The organism is Staphylococcus sp. HMSC062H10, from assembly GCF_001836945.1.
Classification (GTDB): domain Bacteria; phylum Bacillota; class Bacilli; order Staphylococcales; family Staphylococcaceae; genus Staphylococcus; species Staphylococcus aureus.
In genome coordinates this window covers 640,442-656,180 of sequence record NZ_KV830972.1, presented here as the reverse complement: position 1 = coordinate 656,180, position 15,739 = coordinate 640,442, and the positions used below count along the sequence as shown (strand labels likewise).

General features: G+C 32.5%; 13 protein-coding genes, 1 riboswitch and 1 other annotated feature. All 13 genes read left to right on the top strand.

Annotated features, from left to right (window positions below; genetic code table 11):
* Positions 1-312 precede the first annotated feature (312 nt).
* The 13 genes from HMPREF2658_RS05855 to rpmI all read left to right on the top strand — a co-directional run bounded on the left by HMPREF2658_RS05855 (position 313) and on the right by rpmI (position 15,702).
* The gene (locus HMPREF2658_RS05855; RefSeq protein WP_000849447.1) at positions 313-1,800 is read left to right on the top strand and encodes a DUF6056 family protein; all 1,488 of its coding nucleotides are present in this window, start codon (positions 313-315) and stop codon (positions 1,798-1,800) included.
* 292 nt (positions 1,801-2,092) lie between these two features.
* Positions 2,093-4,723 (top strand): DNA polymerase I, encoded by a 2,631-nt coding sequence (gene polA, locus HMPREF2658_RS05850; protein ID WP_070854244.1) that lies wholly within the window; start codon positions 2,093-2,095, stop codon positions 4,721-4,723.
* A 15-nt stretch (positions 4,724-4,738) separates the two neighbouring features.
* Positions 4,739-5,611: a bifunctional DNA-formamidopyrimidine glycosylase/DNA-(apurinic or apyrimidinic site) lyase gene (mutM, locus tag HMPREF2658_RS05845; RefSeq protein WP_001114464.1), complete on the top strand. Its 873-nt coding sequence runs from the start codon at positions 4,739-4,741 to the stop codon at positions 5,609-5,611.
* A 15-nt stretch (positions 5,612-5,626) separates the two neighbouring features.
* Positions 5,627-6,250, top strand: coding sequence for a dephospho-CoA kinase (gene coaE / locus HMPREF2658_RS05840; protein WP_001127172.1), 624 nt, complete (start codon positions 5,627-5,629; stop codon positions 6,248-6,250).
* Positions 6,251-6,420: 170 nt separating this feature from the next.
* The gene (locus HMPREF2658_RS05835; RefSeq protein ID WP_000106138.1) at positions 6,421-7,446 is read left to right on the top strand and encodes a glyceraldehyde-3-phosphate dehydrogenase; all 1,026 of its coding nucleotides are present in this window, start codon (positions 6,421-6,423) and stop codon (positions 7,444-7,446) included.
* 209 nt (positions 7,447-7,655) lie between these two features.
* A complete protein-coding gene (gene nrdR / locus HMPREF2658_RS05830; RefSeq protein ID WP_000650082.1) occupies positions 7,656-8,126 on the top strand; it encodes a transcriptional regulator NrdR in 471 nt (156 codons plus the stop codon).
* Positions 8,127-9,527, top strand: a complete 1,401-nt coding sequence (locus tag HMPREF2658_RS05825; RefSeq protein ID WP_000533490.1) for a replication initiation and membrane attachment family protein — start codon at positions 8,127-8,129, stop codon at positions 9,525-9,527.
* Complete coding sequence (dnaI, locus tag HMPREF2658_RS05820; protein ID WP_000808621.1) at positions 9,527-10,447, top strand: primosomal protein DnaI; 921 nt, start codon at positions 9,527-9,529, stop codon at positions 10,445-10,447. Before HMPREF2658_RS05825 ends, dnaI begins: the two co-directional genes overlap by 1 nt.
* Before the next feature lie 92 nt (positions 10,448-10,539).
* Positions 10,540-10,662 carry a hypothetical protein gene (locus HMPREF2658_RS05815; protein WP_014937037.1) on the top strand — a complete coding sequence of 41 codons (123 nt, stop codon included), beginning with the start codon at positions 10,540-10,542 and terminating at the stop codon, positions 10,660-10,662.
* 197 nt (positions 10,663-10,859) lie between these two features.
* Positions 10,860-12,797 carry a threonine--tRNA ligase gene (thrS, locus tag HMPREF2658_RS05810; protein WP_070854242.1) on the top strand — a complete coding sequence of 646 codons (1,938 nt, stop codon included), beginning with the start codon at positions 10,860-10,862 and terminating at the stop codon, positions 12,795-12,797.
* Positions 12,798-12,902: 105 nt separating this feature from the next.
* A riboswitch (Lysine riboswitch) is annotated at positions 12,903-13,078 on the top strand.
* A gap of 145 nt (positions 13,079-13,223) precedes the next feature.
* On the top strand, positions 13,224-14,717 hold the full coding sequence (locus HMPREF2658_RS05805) for an amino acid permease (RefSeq protein WP_000049154.1): 1,494 nt from the start codon (positions 13,224-13,226) through the stop codon (positions 14,715-14,717).
* 74 nt (positions 14,718-14,791) lie between these two features.
* Positions 14,792-14,917 (top strand) — a sequence feature (ribosomal protein L20 leader region).
* Positions 14,918-14,945: 28 nt separating this feature from the next.
* Positions 14,946-15,473 carry a translation initiation factor IF-3 gene (infC, locus tag HMPREF2658_RS05800; protein ID WP_001807711.1) on the top strand — a complete coding sequence of 176 codons (528 nt, stop codon included), beginning with the start codon at positions 14,946-14,948 and terminating at the stop codon, positions 15,471-15,473.
* A 28-nt stretch (positions 15,474-15,501) separates the two neighbouring features.
* Positions 15,502-15,702, top strand: a complete 201-nt coding sequence (rpmI, locus tag HMPREF2658_RS05795) for a 50S ribosomal protein L35 (protein ID WP_001125540.1) — start codon at positions 15,502-15,504, stop codon at positions 15,700-15,702.
* Positions 15,703-15,739: the final 37 nt, after the last annotated feature.

Sequence of the window (15,739 nt, the reverse complement as noted above, 5' to 3'; positions counted from 1 at the left end):
AATATATTTATTATAATAAAGAAATTTTAGTAACACGCTTAAAATAGATACTTAATTAAAAAGTAATAAGTTTTATTTGAACGGAAATAAATCTTAATTTAAACACTTGAATACACAAGTGTAATCATTCGTCATAGAAAAAGGCGAGAGGCGATTTAGATAAATTGTTGAAAAGTAATATTAAATACCTTGTTTATCTAATTTGATTGAGGAGACATGCATAGGTGAAAATTAGAAATACATTAAAAATATTGAATTAATTTTTCGACCTACAAGTTGAGGAAAATTTAACTAGATTTGAGGATTAGCAAAGTGAAAACAATTCAATTACACAAGACAACTTTGATATTAATTGCGATATTATTGTTTTATACTTTTATGGGTATCTTACTACCACTCATGCACGATGATTTACAATGGTTTAGCAATTATAATACTGATATTTTAAAAGTAGGATTTGCATCACTTAATGGTCGCTATATCGGAAATATTTTTGAAATTATAGCTGTACATGTAAGCTGGTTACGTTGGCTTTCATATGGTCTCATTAGTATGGGTATCATTTGGATGATTATGCACATTACACGTTGTAAAGCGTGGACAAGCTATTATTTGTTAGCATTTTCTTTAATGTTAATTTTACCAAGTGCTATTTATGCAGATACATATGGCTGGTTTGCAGGATTTTATAATTATGCGACATCAACACTAATTTCACTCTTTATCATTTATTATTGTATTAATGCAATTATATATAAAGAAAAGCAACCGGTAAGTGTTACAGTACTATTCTATGTTTTAAGCTTCTTCGGTCAATTATTTATGGAGAATGTGACATTATTCCACTGTATCATTTTAATTTTAGCTTTTCTGTATGAATTTACTGCAAATCGAACACTTAATTATAAATTATTGTTTTCATTTATGATTGCAACTATAGGTACAATCATTATGTTTTCCAATCCAAATTATCGCAAAATTTTATTTGAAGGATCAGAATATCAACAAGTTTCTAATAATCAAGGTATCTTTTCAAAATTTGCAGAAATGATATCAACGTCACTTCCATATGGTGTCATTTTCAGTCAGGTTATAATATTAAGTATGATTGCAGCGCTTATTATTTATCTACTGCTTAGAAGTGATCGGTATGTACATTTAACAATATTAAAGCGTCGTATCATTATGATAGGATTTATCACTTTACCGCTTTATTATTTACTATTTTACAATCAGTTTTTATTAAATAAAAATACAGATATTGGATTGGTTGGTTTTGCGAACATAATTGTATGTGGTTACTTTGCGTTTTCGATATTTGTAGGTATTTATTTGTCTATTAATAATCGTAAAACACAAATCACTTTATATTCCTTACTTATTGCAATATGTGTTTCTGCGTCGACACTAGTCATTGTTACTCCAATTGAACCAGGTAATTTTTTGATTGTTTATACGATACATGTAATCATTTTAATTATTTTATTAAAAGAATTTCGGAAATATAAGTCAATCAATGTTAATTTTATTAAAGGTGCATCACTAGTTTTAGCTATGATATATCTTAGTGCATTTATTTATGTTCATTATGAACATGAAAAAAGAGTTCAGTTATTAAAACAACAAATTAAAGATCATCCACGACAAGAGGTTTATACAGTGGAATCATTGCCGTTTGAACATTATATGCATCATCCGTCACCAATCAATAAAAATTACCAAGAGTGGTTTAATAATTATGAAGAATTACCGAAAATGACCAAAGTTAAATATATTCCATTTGGTTCTGACGATTCATAACTTATTCTTACCTATAAAAATTTATAATAGCAGCATAAAAATATTAAAAAGTAGACATAATCATGAAATGATAATGTGCATCTCAAAAGTTGGACTTTTAACCTGACTTTATGGAGTGCTCATCAAGAACAATCATGATTATGTCTTTTTATTTTTTAGCTTAGTCTATATAGTCACTTGTTTTATTTGAAATTAGGTCGTGTATAAATACTCTATGAGATAGTTTCTTTAATTACGACATCACAGTCGAATATGCTAAAATATATATAAATTAGTTCTGGAGGTTAAAATTGTGAATAAATTAGTATTAATCGATGGTAATAGCTTAAGTTTTAGAGCTTTTTATGCATTACCTTTGTTATCAAACAAAGCAGGCATTCATACCAATGCAGTATATGGTTTTGCAATGTTACTAGAGAAGATTTTAAAAGAAGAAAAGCCAAATCATTTTTTAGTAGCGTTTGATGCAGGTAAAACGACTTTCAGACATGAAAAATATAGTGAATATAAAGCTGGACGCCAGAAAACGCCGCCTGAACTAAGTGAGCAATTTCCTTATATACGCCAATTATTAGATGCTTATCATATTAAACGTTATGAATTAGATAACTATGAGGCAGATGATATTATCGGAACTTTAAGTAAAGAAGCAGATAAAGCGGGCTTTCAGACAATTATTATTACGGGAGACCGAGATTTAACACAACTTGCTACGGATAATGTAACTATTTATTACACTAAAAAAGGTGTTACTGATGTAGATCATTATACACCTGACTTTATTGCGGAAAAATACAACGGCCTAACACCTAATCAAATTATTGATATGAAAGGATTAATGGGAGATACTTCTGATAATATACCAGGTGTTGCAGGTGTTGGAGAGAAAACAGCAATAAAATTGCTGAACCAATTTGACACAGTAGAAGGTGTCTATGAACATTTAGATGAAATTTCAGGTAAAAAGTTAAAAGAAAAACTTCAAAATAGCAAAGAAGATGCATTAATGAGTAAAGAATTAGCAACGATTAATGTAGATAGTCCGATTGAAGTAAAACTTGAAGATACGTTAATGACTCATCAAGATGAACAACAAGAAAAAATCGAATTGTTTAAGAAGTTAGAATTCAAACAATTGTTGGCTGACATTGATCAATCAGCAAGCGTTGAAGATGCAATAGAAAAGACATTTGAAATTGAAACGTCTTTTGATAATGTTGATTTTACTTCATTGAAAGAAGCGGCCATCCATTTCGAATTAGACGGTGGTAACTATTTGCGAAATAATATTTTAAAATTCTCTTTATTTACAGGTGAGAAACATATTGTAATTAATGCGGATGACATAAATAATTATGCCGAACTAGTTTCATGGTTAGAAAATCCGAATACGAAAAAAGTCGTATATGATGCTAAAAAAACATATGTAGCATCACATAGATTGGGAATTGATATTCAAAATATTTCATTCGATATTATGTTGGCCAGTTATATAATTGATCCATCTCGTACGATTAGTGATGTTCAATCAGTTGTTTCATTGTACGGTCAAAGTTTTGTGAAAGACGATGTGAGTATATATGGAAAAGGTAAGAAATTTAAGGTACCTGAAGATGATGTTTTAAATCCATATGTTGCTTCTATTACTGATGCAATTTACTTTGCGAAACCAAATATGGATAAACAATTAGAAGAATACAATCAGGTAGAACTCTTAGCTGATTTAGAGCTACCGCTAGCTAAGATTTTAAGTGAAATGGAAGAAATTGGTATATATACAGATGTTCATGATTTAGAAGAAATGGAAAAAGAAATTCAAGAAAAATTAGACGTCTTGATTCGAAATATTCATGATGCAGCTGGTGAAGATTTTAATATAAATTCTCCTAAGCAATTAGGTGTTGTATTGTTTGAGACATTACAATTACCTGTTATTAAAAAGACGAAAACAGGATATTCTACTGCTGTAGATGTCTTAGAGCAATTGCAAGGTGAACATCCTATCATTGATTATATTTTAGAATATCGTCAATTATCTAAGTTACAGTCTACTTATGTTGAAGGATTGCAAAAGGTAATTAGTGATGATCAACGTATCCATACACGTTTCAACCAAACTTTAGCGCAAACTGGACGTTTATCAAGTGTAGATCCTAATTTACAAAATATTCCGGTTAGACTTGAAGAAGGGCGTAAAATAAGAAAAGCCTTTAAACCAACTTCAAAAGATAGCGTTATATTATCAGCAGATTATTCTCAAATTGAATTGCGTGTATTAGCACACATTACACAAGATGAGAGTATGAAAGAAGCATTTATCAACGGCGATGATATTCATACAGCAACTGCTATGAAAGTATTTGGTGTAGAAGCTGATCAAGTCGATAGTTTAATGCGTCGTCAAGCAAAAGCGGTTAACTTTGGAATTGTTTATGGGATAAGTGATTATGGCTTAAGTCAAAGTTTAGGTATTACCCGTAAAAAAGCAAAAGCATTCATTGATGATTATTTAGCTAGTTTCCCAGGTGTAAAACAATATATGTCTGATATTGTAAAAGATGCCAAAGCTTTAGGTTACGTGGAAACATTGCTACATCGTCGACGCTATATTCCTGATATTACGAGTCGTAACTTTAATTTACGCGGCTTTGCTGAACGTACTGCTATGAATACGCCAATACAAGGCAGTGCTGCAGATATCATTAAACTGGCAATGGTTAAATTTGCGCAAAAAATGAAAGAGACAACATATCAAGCTAAACTATTATTACAAGTACACGATGAATTAATTTTTGAAGTACCTAAGTCAGAAGTAGATTCATTTAGTGAATTTGTAGAAGAGATAATGGAAAATGCATTGCAATTAGATGTTCCATTAAAAGTAGACTCAAGTTATGGTGCAACTTGGTATGATGCAAAATAAAGTGAGGTTAATGGTATGCCTGAATTACCAGAAGTAGAACATGTAAAAAGAGGAATAGAACCCTACGTTATAAATCAAAAAATTGAACACGTTATATTTTCGGATAAAGTAATCGAAGGTAAAACTCAAGGCAAGGAAACAATTATAAAAGGAATTGAACTAGATACTTTTAAAACTTTATCGGAAGGCTATACCATTACTAATGTAGAACGAAGAAGTAAATATATCGTTTTTCAGCTAGATAATAAACGAGAACAACGTACATTAATTAGCCATTTAGGTATGGCGGGTGGTTTTTTCATTGTAGACGAACTTGAAGATATTATGATACCTAATTATCGTAAGCATTGGCATGTTATTTTTGAGCTGTCAAATGACAAAAAGTTAATTTATTCAGATATACGTCGTTTTGGAGAAATGAGAAATGTTGCGTCTGTAGCATCTTATCCTTCATTTTTAGAAATAGCGCCTGAACCTTTTACAAATGAAGCATTGACGTATTATTTAAATCGAATTCATCAACAGTCTAATAAGAATAAACCAATCAAACAAGTGATTTTGGATCATAAAGTAATTGCAGGTTGCGGAAATATTTACGCATGTGAAGCGTTGTTTCGTGCAGGTGTTTTACCAGATAAAAAAGTAAAAGACTTAACACACCAACAACAAGAAATGGTTTTTTATTATGTTAGAGAAGTACTAGAAGAAGGTATTAAGCATGGCGGTACAAGTATTTCAGATTATCGTCATGCTGATGGAAAAACTGGTGAGATGCAATTGCATCTTAATGTATATAAGCAGCCGGTATGCAAAGTGTGTGGAAGTCAAATTGAAACAAAAATCATCGCGACAAGAAATAGTCATTATTGTCCAGTATGTCAAAAATAAAGAAAGAGTGAAATTATGCCGAAAGTTATTGGTCTAACAGGTGGAATCGCCTCAGGAAAATCAACAGTATCAGAACTCTTATCCGTATTCGGTTTTAAAGTAGTAGATGCTGATAAAGCAGCCAGGGAAGCTGTTAAAAAGGGGAGTAAAGGTTTAGCTCAAGTACGAGAAGTCTTTGGTGATGAAGCAATTGATGAAAATGGCGAGATGAATCGTCGTTATATGGGTGATTTAGTGTTTAATCATCCAGAAAAACGCTTAGAATTAAATGCTATCATACATCCTATCGTGCGAGATATTATGGAAGAAGAAAAGCAAGAATATTTAAAACAAGGATATAATGTAATCATGGATATTCCATTATTATTTGAAAATGAATTGGAAAATACAGTAGACGAAGTGTGGGTTGTATACACATCTGAAAGTATACAAATGGATCGTTTAATGCAACGTAATAATTTGTCATTAGAAGATGCGAAAGCACGTGTCTATAGCCAAATTTCTATTGATAAAAAAAGCCGAATGGCCGATCATGTTATCGATAATTTAGGGGATAAACTTGAATTAAAACAAAACCTTGAGAGATTGTTAGTAGAAGAAGGTTATATTGAAAAACCGAATTACGGAGAAGAAGATTAATATTGCACTATAAATAAGTCATTACTTTACGTACACGTTGATGTATGTAAGTAATGACTATTTTTTTATAAAAAAGATAAATAAATCAACCGAAAACGCTTTCAAATTTCATATAATATGCTATACTAATTCCATAAAGTATAACACATAAAAATCAAGGGGTGCTTTTAATGTCAACGAATATTGCAATTAATGGTATGGGTAGAATTGGAAGAATGGTATTACGTATTGCATTACAAAATAAAAATTTAAATGTAGTAGCGATAAATGCTAGTTATCCACCCGAAACAATTGCACATTTAATCAATTACGATACAACACATGGAAAATATAATCTAAAAGTTGAACCGATTGAAAATGGATTGCAAGTTGGTGATCATAAAATTAAATTGGTTGCTGATCGCAATCCTGAAAACTTACCATGGAAAGAATTAGATATCGATATTGCTATAGATGCAACTGGTAAATTTAATCATGGTGATAAAGCCATCGCACATATTAAAGCAGGTGCCAAAAAAGTATTGTTAACTGGTCCTTCAAAAGGTGGACATGTTCAAATGGTAGTTAAAGGCGTAAATGATGACCAATTAGATATAGAATCATTTGACATTTTTAGTAATGCTTCATGTACTACTAATTGCATTGGTCCAGTTGCAAAAGTTTTAAATAATCAGTTTGGAATAGTTAATGGTTTAATGACTACTGTTCACGCTATTACAAATGACCAAAAAAATATTGATAATCCACATAAAGATTTAAGACGTGCACGCTCGTGTAATGAAAGCATTATTCCTACTTCTACTGGTGCGGCGAAAGCTTTAAAAGAAGTATTACCAGAATTAGAAGGTAAATTACACGGCATGGCATTACGTGTACCAACAAAGAATGTATCGCTCGTTGATTTAGTTGTTGATTTAGAAAAAGAAGTAACTGCAGAGGAAGTAAACCAAGCTTTTGAAAATGCAGGTTTAGAAGGTATCATTGAAGTCGAACATCAACCACTAGTGTCTGTTGATTTTAATACTAATCCACATTCAGCTATTATTGATGCAAAATCAACAATGGTTATGTCAGGGAATAAAGTAAAAGTTATTGCTTGGTATGATAATGAATGGGGTTATTCAAATAGAGTTGTAGATGTTGCTGAGCATATTGGAGCACTTCTGACATCAAAAGAAACTGTAAGTGCAAGTTAATACAATTATTTAATAGCCTAACTCTGACTTCGGAGTTAGGTTTTTTATTTTTAATACAATAATATTGTCATGCATATTACTTATTAAGTAACGATATAATGTTTTTTATTGTTTCATTATTTGGTTAAATGAATTAAATTGAGGGATTCTTTTTTCATCTCTAGATTTATAGTATAATTAGGCATAATCAAAATAAAGAGGGTGATGTAATGAAATGCCCGAAATGTAATTCTACACAATCTAAAGTTGTAGATTCAAGGCATGCCGATGAATTAAATGCCATTCGAAGACGAAGAGAATGTGAAAATTGTGGAACACGTTTCACTACATTTGAACATATCGAAGTTAGTCAGCTTATAGTTGTGAAAAAAGATGGCACAAGAGAGCAGTTTTCAAGAGAAAAAATACTTAATGGACTTGTGCGTTCTTGTGAGAAACGACCAGTTAGATATCAACAACTTGAAGACATAACAAACAAGGTTGAATGGCAATTACGAGATGAAGGTCATACGGAAGTGTCTTCACGAGATATAGGTGAACACGTTATGAACTTGTTAATGCATGTTGATCAAGTTTCATATGTTAGATTTGCATCAGTCTATAAAGAATTTAAAGATGTTGATCAATTGTTAGCATCGATGCAAGGGATTTTAAGCGAAAACAAACGGAGTGATGCTTAAATGGGACGACAAGCCTTCGAATTCGGCTTAAGACCAAAGGATCAATTCAAAGTTATGCAACACTTTGATTTAAATACGAATCATTTAGAGGTATTGAATCGACTGTATACACCGCTAATTGGAACACAAGCAGTGGGTTTATACCATTTTATGACTCAATTCGTTAAAGAAAGTCATAATGAAACATTGATTCTTTCTCATTATATTTTTATGAATGAACTTAAAATTAATTTACTAGAGTTTAGACAACAAATGGACTTACTTGAAGCGATTGGATTGTTAAAGGCGTTTGTCAAACATGATGAACAAGAAACACAATTTGTTTACCAATTAATTCAACCGCCTTCAGCGCATTTATTTTTTAATGATCCAATGTTGTCAATCTTTTTATATAGCGAAGTCGAGCATCGTCGATTTCATGAGTTGAAGAAATACTTTGAGTATCAACAAATTGATTTGAGTGAATTTAAACAGGTAACGAGACAATTTACTGATGTTTTTAAAGTGCCGTCTACAAAAATAGATATCGATACAAGTGATATTCCGATTAATGAACCGTACCAAGGTATCGATTTATCAAATGAATCTTTTGACTTTGAAATGTTGAGACAAATGTTAGGTAAACATTTTATTAGTCAAGACATTGTTACCAAAGATGCAAAGCGTTTAATTACACAACTCGCGACTTTATATGGTTTAACAGCAGATGGCATGAAGCATGTTATTTTAAATTCAATTACAAGTGGACAACAGTTATCCTTTGAAGAAATGCGTAAACAAGCACGCTCGTATTACTTAATGGAACACGAAAATCAAATGCCTAAATTACAGGTGAAATCTCCTGCTACATCATCTTCGACGGGTAAATCTTCAGAAGTGAATCCAAAGCCACAAAGTGATGAATGGTTTGAATTACTTGAACAAACGAGTCCAATTGATATGTTAGCTTCTTGGTCTGAATCAGAACCAACTATATCGCAAAAAGCAATGGTTGAAGAACTAATTGAACGTGAAAAAATGTCTTTTGGCGTCATTAATATTTTGTTGCAATTTGTCATGTTAAAAGAAGATATGAAACTTCCTAAAGCGTATATTTTGGAAATAGCATCAAATTGGAAGAAAAAAGGTATTAAGACAGCTAAAGAAGCATATAATTACGCTAAAAAAGTTAATCAACCTAAAAATGAGGGGTCTAGCGGAAATTACCAAAAGCGTGGTTCATACTATGGGCAGCGTAATCGCATTTCAAAAGAAAAAACACCTAAATGGTTAGAAAATAGAGATAAACCTAGTGAACAAGATTCGGCTAAAGACAATAGCGTAGATGATCAACAATTAGAGCAAGATCGACAAGCATTTCTAGATAAATTATCTAAAAAATGGGAGGAGGACAGTCAATAATGAAGCAATTTAAAAGTATAATTAACACGTCGCAGGACTTTGAAAAAAGAATAGAAAAGATAAAAAAAGAAGTAATCAACGACCCAGATGTTAAGCAATTTTTGGAAGCGCATCGAGCTGAATTAACGAATGCTATGATTGATGAAGACTTAAATGTGTTACAAGAGTATAAAGATCAACAAAAACATTATGACGGTCATAAATTTGCTGATTGTCCAAATTTCGTAAAGGGGCATGTGCCTGAGTTATATGTTGATAATAACCGAATTAAAATACGCTATTTACAATGTCCATGTAAAATCAAGTACGACGAAGAACGCTTTGAAGCTGAGCTAATTACATCTCATCATATGCAACGAGATACTTTAAATGCCAAATTGAAAGATATTTATATGAATCATCGAGACCGTCTTGATGTAGCTATGGCAGCAGATGATATTTGTACAGCAATAACTAATGGGGAACAAGTGAAAGGCCTTTACCTTTATGGTCCATTTGGGACAGGTAAATCTTTTATTCTAGGTGCAATTGCGAATCAGCTCAAATCTAAGAAGGTACGTTCGACAATTATTTATTTACCGGAATTTATTAGAACATTAAAAGGTGGCTTTAAAGATGGTTCTTTTGAAAAGAAATTACATCGCGTAAGAGAAGCAAACATTTTAATGCTTGATGATATTGGGGCTGAAGAAGTGACTCCATGGGTGAGAGATGAGGTAATTGGACCTTTGCTACATTATCGAATGGTTCATGAATTACCAACATTCTTTAGTTCTAATTTTGACTATAGTGAATTGGAACATCATTTGGCGATGACTCGTGATGGTGAAGAGAAGACTAAAGCAGCACGTATTATTGAACGTGTCAAATCTTTGTCAACACCATACTTTTTATCAGGAGAAAATTTCAGAAACAATTGAATTTTAAAATGATTGGTGTATAATGAATACAAATCTAAATCGTTTAAATGATTGAAGACAAGATGATCTAATCAATATTACACAGAAAGCCATTGTTTGATGAGAATATGGTTAATAAATTAGATGATTACTACTTCATTTATGGTATTTGTAATGAATACCCGGCTCAAGACCGTTATCTTAAGCAGAGATATTTAATACATAACTTGTATTAAATAACTAGGGTGGTACCACGACGATCTCGTCCCTTGTATAGGGGCGGGATTTTTTGTTTTTTTTAGACAAAAATGTTCGTTGGTGTCATAAATTCCCTGTTTATTGTTAATAGGTTTAATGTTAAAACGATGATTGTTGTTCAATTTTTTAACGAGGTCAGATAAAAGTATTTATAAAGCAAATAGGAGGGTTTAACATGGAACAAATTAATATTCAATTTCCAGATGATAATAAAAAGGCGTTTGATAAAGGTACTACTACTGAAGATATAGCACAATCAATTAGTCCTGGATTACGTAAAAAAGCAGTTGCCGGCAAATTTAACGGGCAACTTGTAGATTTAACTAAACCGCTTGAAACTGATGGATCAATTGAAATTGTGACACCAGGTAGTGAAGAAGCGTTAGAGGTACTACGTCATTCTACTGCACATTTAATGGCACATGCGATTAAAAGATTATATGGTAATGTTAAATTTGGTGTAGGTCCTGTAATAGAAGGTGGCTTCTACTATGACTTCGACATTGACCAAAACATCTCATCTGATGACTTTGAACAAATTGAAAAAACAATGAAACAAATCGTTAACGAAAATATGAAAATAGAACGAAAAGTGGTTTCACGAGATGAAGCGAAAGAGTTATTCAGCAATGATGAATACAAATTAGAATTAATCGACGCGATTCCTGAAGATGAAAATGTAACATTATATAGTCAAGGTGATTTTACTGATTTATGTCGTGGCGTTCACGTTCCATCAACAGCTAAAATTAAAGAGTTTAAACTATTATCTACAGCAGGTGCATACTGGCGTGGAGATAGTAACAACAAAATGTTACAACGTATATACGGTACTGCTTTCTTTGATAAAAAAGAATTAAAAGCACATTTACAAATGTTAGAAGAGCGTAAAGAACGTGATCATCGTAAAATTGGTAAAGAGTTAGAATTATTCACAAATAGCCAATTAGTTGGTGCTGGTTTGCCATTATGGTTACCTAACGGTGCAACAATTAGACGTGAAATTGAACGTTACATTGTTGATAAAGAAGTGAGCATGGGGTATGACCACGTTTATACACCAGTACTTGCTAATGTTGATTTATACAAAACATCTGGTCACTGGGATCACTATCAAGAAGATATGTTCCCACCAATGCAGTTAGATGAAACTGAATCTATGGTCTTACGTCCAATGAACTGTCCACATCATATGATGATTTATGCGAATAAACCACACTCATATCGTGAATTACCTATCCGTATCGCTGAGCTAGGAACGATGCATAGATATGAAGCAAGTGGTGCTGTATCAGGATTACAACGTGTTCGTGGTATGACTTTAAATGATTCACATATCTTTGTTCGACCTGATCAAATTAAAGAAGAATTCAAACGTGTTGTAAACATGATTATTGATGTATATAAAGACTTTGGTTTCGAGGATTATAGCTTTAGATTAAGTTATAGAGACCCTGAAGATAAAGAAAAGTACTTTGATGATGATGACATGTGGAATAAAGCTGAAAATATGCTTAAAGAGGCAGCTGATGAGCTTGGCTTATCGTACGAAGAAGCGATTGGTGAAGCGGCATTCTATGGTCCGAAACTAGATGTTCAAGTTAAAACAGCGATGGGTAAAGAAGAGACATTATCAACAGCACAGCTTGATTTCTTATTACCAGAACGTTTTGATTTAACTTATATTGGTCAAGATGGTGAACATCATCGTCCAGTTGTTATTCATCGTGGTGTTGTATCAACAATGGAACGATTTGTAGCATTTTTAACTGAAGAAACTAAAGGTGCATTCCCAACTTGGTTAGCGCCAAAACAAGTTCAAATCATTCCAGTTAACGTTGATTTACATTATGATTATGCGCGTCAATTACAAGATGAATTGAAATCTCAAGGCGTTCGTGTAAGTATTGATGACCGTAATGAAAAAATGGGTTATAAAATTAGAGAAGCTCAAATGCAAAAAATACCTTATCAAATCGTAGTTGGGGATAAGGAAGTTGAAAATAATCAAGTGAATGTGCGTCAATATGGATCGCAAGACCAAGAAACAGTTGAAAAAGATGAATTTATCTGGAATCTAGTTGATGAAATTCGTTTGAAAAAACATAGATAGACAGTTGTCGCAATAAAATGCTTTGAAACTTTTATTGCGTATCAAGTTTTACAGGGTTGATTATGCGTGATGAATCCTGTATATTACAAGTTAGTTAAAATATTAAATTGAGTTAGAGGTTGCATGTTTAATTAGTAACTTGTCAGAAGTATTTATGGTACATAAGTTGAACAAGTGAAAGGTAAAGATGCCGAAATAGATATAAACCATAAATTATATCTATTGGGACAGTTTTCGAATAGGAACTGTACTGTCACAGAATGTGATGTGCTACCTTATATAGATAATTGCCAAAGTGGTTGCATATCTTAAAGGTATGTAGCCACTTTTTTACTTTTAATATCTTTGAAAGAAAATTAAAGTGGGTATGAAAGTAAATAAAGGTTATTTATTTCTTGGCCTCTAAAACATGGAAAGGGAGCTTATATGTCAAAAGTTCAAAATGAAAGTAACAATGTTGTCAAAAGGGGACTTAAAGATCGTCATATTTCTATGATTGCGATTGGTGGTTGTATTGGTACAGGTTTATTTGTAACTTCTGGTGGAGCAATTCATGATGCAGGTGCTTTGGGTGCATTAATAGGATACGCAATTATCGGAATAATGGTATTTTTCTTAATGACGTCACTTGGCGAAATGGCAACTTATTTGCCAGTATCAGGTTCATTTAGTACATATGCTACAAGATTTGTTGATCCATCTTTAGGGTTTGCGCTTGGTTGGAACTATTGGTTTAACTGGGTAGTAACTGTAGCAGCAGATATTACGATTGCAGCACAAGTCATTCAATATTGGACACCATTGCAAGGCATACCCGCTTGGGCATGGAGTGCGTTGTTCTTAGTTATCATTTTTAGTCTGAATTCGTTATCGGTTCGTGTCTATGGTGAAAGTGAATATTGGCTGGCATTGATAAAAGTGGTTACAGTTATTGTTTTCATTGCAATTGGTTTATTAACGATTGTCGGAATCATGGGTGGTCATGTTGTAGGATTCGAAATATTTAATAAAGGTGAAGGACCTATTTTAGGTGGCAACCTAGGAGGAAGTTTGTTATCTATTCTAGGTGTATTCTTAATCGCTGGTTTCTCATTCCAAGGTACTGAGTTAATTGGTATTACGGCTGGTGAATCAGAAAATCCTGAACGTGCTGTGCCAAAAGCGATTAAACAAGTTTTCTGGAGAATTTTATTATTTTACATTTTAGCCATTTTTGTTATCGGTATGTTAATTCCTTATGATAGTAGTGCATTAATGGGTGGTAGTGATAATGTAGCAACGTCTCCATTCACATTAGTGTTTAAAAATGCTGGATTTGCGTTTGCAGCATCATTTATGAATGCAGTCATTTTAACGTCTGTGTTATCAGCAGGTAACTCTGGTATGTATGCTTCAACTCGAATGCTATATTCAATGAGTAAAGATAAATTAGCGTTTGAAGCATTTGGTAAAACGAATAAAAACGGTGTGCCATATATGTCGTTACTTGTTACAGCAATCATTGTAGTGATTATTTTCGTATTACAAAGCCTTACAAAAGGTGCATACGAATATATCGTTGCAGCAAGTGGTTTAACTGGTTTTATTGCTTGGGTAGGTATCGCAGTGAGTCATTATCGATTTAGAAGAGCATTTGATAAACAAAATTATGACAAATCTAAATTAAAATATACTGCTAAATTATTCCCATTCGGACCATTATTTGCTGGCTTTTTATGTATTGTAGTAATTATTGGTCAAGATGTTGACTTTATTAAAACAGGAGATTTTAATTTTAGTCGCTTCTTAATTACCTATATGGGTATTCCGGTATTTTTAGCATTCTTTATTTATCATAAGCTTCGATATAAAACGAAAAAAATTCCATTAGAACAAGTAGATTTACGTCAAGACGTGTCAATGGATGAAATAAAAGGTTAAAATAAAAATAATTACAGTTATGGTGTTGACTTAAATGTGAATTGTTGATATGATTAACAACGTTGAATACGAAACGAACCAAGTAGAAGCACCCGCTTCTCACCTGTAGCGACGCATAAAGCAGTTGGCAGGTTAATCACATTACACATAATTGTGTATAAGGAAGAGCGGGTATTTTATACCTGCTCTTCCTTTTTGCTTGGTGCAAATTTCGTAAAAATTTTGGAGGTGTCAACCATAGCAAAAGATCAAACTCAAATCAATGACAAAATTCGTTCAAAAGAATTACGTTTAATCGGTCAAGATGGTGAACAAATTGGTGTTAAATCAAAGCGAGAAGCTTTAGAAATGGCTGAACGTGTAGATTTAGACTTAGTGGTCGTTGCACCGAATGCGAAACCACCAGTTGCAAGAATTATGGATTACGGTAAATTCAAATTCGAACAACAGAAAAAAGAAAAAGAAATGAAAAAGAAACAAAAAATTATCAATGTTAAAGAAATTCGTTTAAGTCCAACAATTGAGGAACATGATTTCCAAACTAAGTTGAAAAACGGACGTAAATTCTTAACTAAAGGCGATAAATGTAAAGTATCTATTCGTTTCAGAGGGCGTGCCATTACGCATAAGGAAATTGGTCAACGTGTGCTAGAAAAATATGCAGATGAATGCAAAGATATAGCAACAGTTGAACAAAAACCTAAAATGGACGGGCGTCAAATGTTTATCATGTTAGCGCCAACAGCTGAAAAATAATTAAATCTATTACAGGAGGACTTATATTATGCCAAAAATGAAAACTCACCGCGGAGCAGCTAAACGTGTTAAAAGAACTGCTTCAGGTCAATTAAAACGTTCAAGAGCTTTCACATCTCACTTATTCGCAAACAAGAGCACTAAACAAAAACGTCAATTACGTAAAGCTAGATTAGTGTCTAAGAGCGACATGAAACGTGTAAAACAATTATTAGCATACAAAAAATAAGAACAAATACAGAAATCGGTAGGAATTACCTAAGGAG

What these genes read in the sequence shown, in the direction of transcription:
- mutM (WP_001114464.1), top strand. Translation starts at nt 4,739, where the DNA reads ATGCCTGAATTACCAGAAGTAGAACATGTAAAAAGAGGAATAGAACCC.
- coaE (WP_001127172.1), top strand. Translation starts at nt 5,627, where the DNA reads ATGCCGAAAGTTATTGGTCTAACAGGTGGAATCGCCTCAGGAAAATCA.
- HMPREF2658_RS05835 (WP_000106138.1), top strand. Translation starts at nt 6,421, where the DNA reads ATGTCAACGAATATTGCAATTAATGGTATGGGTAGAATTGGAAGAATG.
- nrdR (WP_000650082.1), top strand. Translation starts at nt 7,656, where the DNA reads ATGAAATGCCCGAAATGTAATTCTACACAATCTAAAGTTGTAGATTCA.
- HMPREF2658_RS05825 (WP_000533490.1), top strand. Translation starts at nt 8,127, where the DNA reads ATGGGACGACAAGCCTTCGAATTCGGCTTAAGACCAAAGGATCAATTC.
- dnaI (WP_000808621.1), top strand. Translation starts at nt 9,527, where the DNA reads ATGAAGCAATTTAAAAGTATAATTAACACGTCGCAGGACTTTGAAAAA.
- thrS (WP_070854242.1), top strand. Translation starts at nt 10,860, where the DNA reads ATGGAACAAATTAATATTCAATTTCCAGATGATAATAAAAAGGCGTTT.
- HMPREF2658_RS05805 (WP_000049154.1), top strand. Translation starts at nt 13,224, where the DNA reads ATGTCAAAAGTTCAAAATGAAAGTAACAATGTTGTCAAAAGGGGACTT.
- rpmI (WP_001125540.1), top strand. Translation starts at nt 15,502, where the DNA reads ATGCCAAAAATGAAAACTCACCGCGGAGCAGCTAAACGTGTTAAAAGA.